This is a genomic window from Facilibium subflavum, assembly GCF_003574485.1.
In the GTDB taxonomy this organism is placed as follows: Bacteria; Pseudomonadota; Gammaproteobacteria; order Francisellales; family Francisellaceae; genus Facilibium; species Facilibium subflavum.
The window spans coordinates 1-3,675 of record NZ_QLIT01000273.1; the positions used below are offsets into that span (position 1 = coordinate 1).

Here is a 3,675-nt window from a genome sequence, read left to right on the forward strand (position 1 = left end):
GGAAACATTGAAGAAATGTCCTATGAAGGAGGATTGCAAGCAGCAGCCTAAATACCCACAAATTCCGAATGCGCCCAAAAAATATAAATAAACAAATAGAAGGTGAAAGTGTGCAGCCAGATAATACTGATCAGCAATACACTATCTGTATTTTTCAGGTATATTAATTTCGACACACAAGCCCCCTTGTTGCTGATTATAAAAAGATAATTTTCCATGTAGATCTTGTATAATTTCATGGGTAATGGTAAGCCCAAGACCACTACCTGGACGTGATTTATCTTGTTGAAAAAAAGGCTGACAAAGTTTATCAATGCTCAATTCTTTAACGCCTGGACCATTGTCTGTGACTTTTATAAAAATATAATTATTGCTCCTTTCGCAGGTTAAAAAAACACAGTTTCCATATTTAAAAGCATTGTCTAAAATATTGACTATGGCGCGCTTGAAATTTAAAGGCCTGATAAAAAGGAAGATAGCTTTGTCGGGAAAATGATAGCGAATTACTTTATTGATTTCCTGGTATTCTATCGTTATATTTGTAAGCAACGTGATGATATTAGTATTTATTTTGGCTTCTTTCATTAAGCGATCTTCACTTGCGTAATGCAGAATCCCATTTATCATCTTCTGCATCTCATCAATATCGGCAAGATTTTTAGGGCTGTCAGCTTTATTAAGTTCAAGGCGCATTTTAATGCGCGTAAGCGGCGTTCGAAGGTCATGAGAAATAAACCCAAGTATTTTTGTTTTATCGTGTAGCGCCTGCAGCATTCTTGTTTGCATGAAATTTAAACTGGATGCAGTCTGATTCATTATGTTTAAGCTATTTGTGTACAATGGATTATAGCTGAGGTTTTGTCCGGCAAGCTTCGCATGGTTTTGAAATTTTTTTATAGGGAAAATAACTTTAGTCATGACATTGATATACAACAAGAAAAATATAAAAATAGCAATATTAATCAGAGATAATAGCTGCACAATATAACTAATCTGGTGTTCCGGAAAAGCACAGTAATTAAGCCAGTATGATTGAATAGGGTAGCTGACGCAAAATCCATAATAATGGTTTTTAAGATCTGTCTGCAGCTCAGACAGGTTATTAAATAATGCGTGATGTGCCGCATAGCGTGGCATCTTATCTAAAGACAGTTGTACCTGATAGGTTGAAACTAATAGTGAACTGTTATTAATATGTTTAACTGTTTCGATCAAACGTTTCTCAGTCAAGTTTGAGGTCGTTAACAGTTGAAATAAAGCGACGGTTGAATTTTGAACAAATTCATCCTGATGACGAGTATTAATAAAACCTTCTTTAGACAGGGTTAAGGATAAAAAAATAAGCTGTAACACAAAAATACCACCAACACCATAGAGCATTGTTTTTACCAAGTTATTCTGTACAATCGCTTTAAATTGATGGTATAACAAGACAGCACATATTGCCATTTAACACTATTTAAGTTGTAAGCGTATAACAGTGAATAATAATTGCCAAGCATTAAGTGATAATTATGATTAAAAAACATATCGCTATTGTTGATGATGATACTGAAATACGACAGATGCTCGGAGAGTACCTGTCAAATCAAGGGTTTCAGATCAGCTTTTTTGAAAATGGACTGTTGCTAGTGGAAGCGATATCAGAGCATAAATTTCGCTGTGATCTGATTGTCCTGGATATTATGATGCCTCAATTAGATGGTCTGGAGACATGTCGACGAATTCGATACGACGATAATCAGGTACCAATTATTATGTTGACCAGCGTTGCTGAAGATGTTGATCGGATCATGGAAGTGTATTTATTTTATATTTTTTATGATTCTCAAAATTTATAAATCCTTGTTTAGTAAGGGATGTAGCATATTTATTTTCACTAAAAACATAATATAAATACACTTCCTGTCATCGTCAAGATCACATGTCGATATTTTAGCAAGTGCTTGCTGAATTTCTTCAGGTGATAATTTAATTTGCTTCGGACGTGCTTGCTTTGAATTTTGCTTTTTCTTTGCCATCATAAAATAAAGCGGAAATCACGTTTATTTATATCAATAACCGATTTTGTGGGAAAATATAAGGAAAAATCAAAAAAATTTTACCCATTACAGGCTTGCCGGAAAGTCACTTTTTATCAGCTTTTTTCATGTAATATTGGTAATATGACTTCGCTTTTATTTTATTAAGGTCCATGTCACTCACTTTCTTAATTAAGCCGCAATTTACAAGCGATGTATATAGAATCAACTTAGTATTGTTATTTATAGTATTCCCGCCGTATAGATCTCTATATATCTTTAGGTCATATTTTCTCACGTTCGCTCCTTCGTAATCTTTGATTCCTGAGTTCATTTTGCCTTTATCAAATTCATAGAACATTGTTATGAGGTTTATTGGGCTTTGATCTTGGTGTAATTCTTGCCATGGGTCCATAACACAAATATCTATCCATTCATATTTTTTATTGAATGAGCCATCGAAGAACCCAGTTTGTTTATATTGCGTTTTATTTTTCTGTTTTTCATTGAATTTGTATTGTTGTTCGAGGTTTTTGGTACTCGCCAGACAAATCACGTGATCACCGCCATCTAGTTCGTAAAGACCGATGTAACCATTTAGTTTAGCTATCTTTAAGTATTCCATAAGAAGTAGCCCACAGCATTCTGATTTTTCATCGCAATTCCCGTATTTTAGGATTGAGTTACCTAGAATGCGTTTCGTAACCACGTTTGGATCTATGGACCTGGATTCGTTACTTATTTCCATTGAGAATTTGTTTTTGTATACGTTATTCGTTTCTTTCACTTTTTGGTTTTGCACATATGATCCTATAATACCGGTCGCTTCTTTTAAACTATAGATATTTCCTACATTATTAACCGCTGCTCTGTACAAATTTTTGTTTGTTTCCACGTATTTCTCCTTGTTATTAAATTGTTTTTGTTTATCACTTGTTTTGGTTAAGCGTTCTCTTCATAATTTTCATTGATATACATGATTGTTTTACGCAACAGTGATTTTCCTGTGCATCAGATCAATCTATATTAGATCTCAGGACTCCGTGAAAAGCTATTTGACCCATCGATACATGGATGATGATATTATTTATGTATCCATGAAAATGTATTATAGCAGCTCTTTAAGCCATACCCTCAAAAGTCTATTATTATACTTCATAAAGTCAGGAACGTTTTAAATATTCGCCTCGGCGTCTTAAACTTTATTATTAGTCCCATTAAAGAATTTCATCACACTCAACCACCTCAACCAACACCCACGATACCGCTCAATCCTTCCCAAAGAAGCACCTTGCTCATAAAGCCGAGCGATTTTGTTTAAATGATTCAGTATGGTTTTCATGGCAACAGTTATCGATTCCACTTTTATATGAAATCCTAACCAATCAAAGCCATCTTTCGCTCTGCCGATCCATGTCTTTTCCCAACTAATGCTTTGCTTTAGTTGAATTAACAGACCATGAACTTTTTTAATGAGTCTTTTTAGTTTCCAGCGTTTATCGCTAATAAAAAGCAAGTCATCCCTAAACCTTATGTATTTGACACCTGCTTTTTTAGCTGCTTCATCAATTGCACCCATCAGCGGTGATAATGAACATCCTTTCGGAATGCCAGCACCTTCAACTAAAAAATACTCACCGTTAACAATATCTAC

The 3,675-nt window shown here is 34.4% G+C and carries 4 protein-coding genes; 1 reads left to right on the forward strand and 3 read right to left on the reverse strand.

Annotated elements, in window-relative coordinates:
* Window positions 1–141: 141 nt before the first annotated feature.
* A complete protein-coding gene (locus DNK84_RS13175) occupies window positions 142–1,449 on the reverse strand; it encodes a sensor histidine kinase (protein ID WP_119344934.1) in 1,308 nt (435 codons plus the stop codon).
* Between the two features lie 65 nt (window positions 1,450–1,514).
* Here DNK84_RS13175 and DNK84_RS13180 point away from each other — a divergent pair, with 65 nt between their 5' ends.
* The gene (locus DNK84_RS13180) at window positions 1,515–1,841 is read left to right on the forward strand and encodes a response regulator (RefSeq protein ID WP_119344935.1); all 327 of its coding nucleotides are present in this window, start codon (window positions 1,515–1,517) and stop codon (window positions 1,839–1,841) included.
* 286 nt (window positions 1,842–2,127) lie between these two features.
* Here the strand turns inward: DNK84_RS13180 and DNK84_RS13190 are convergent, their stop codons facing one another.
* Entirely contained in the window at window positions 2,128–2,916 is a 789-nt protein-coding gene (locus tag DNK84_RS13190; RefSeq protein WP_119344937.1) for a hypothetical protein, read from the reverse strand.
* A 300-nt stretch (window positions 2,917–3,216) separates the two neighbouring features.
* A partial coding sequence (locus DNK84_RS13195; RefSeq protein ID WP_208123339.1) for a reverse transcriptase domain-containing protein occupies window positions 3,217–3,675 on the reverse strand: 459 nt, incomplete at its 5' end.

What these genes read in the sequence shown, in the direction of transcription:
- DNK84_RS13175 (WP_119344934.1), bottom strand. Translation starts at nt 1,449, where the DNA reads ATGGCAATATGTGCTGTCTTGTTATACCATCAATTTAAAGCGATTGTA.
- DNK84_RS13180 (WP_119344935.1), top strand. Translation starts at nt 1,515, where the DNA reads ATGATTAAAAAACATATCGCTATTGTTGATGATGATACTGAAATACGA.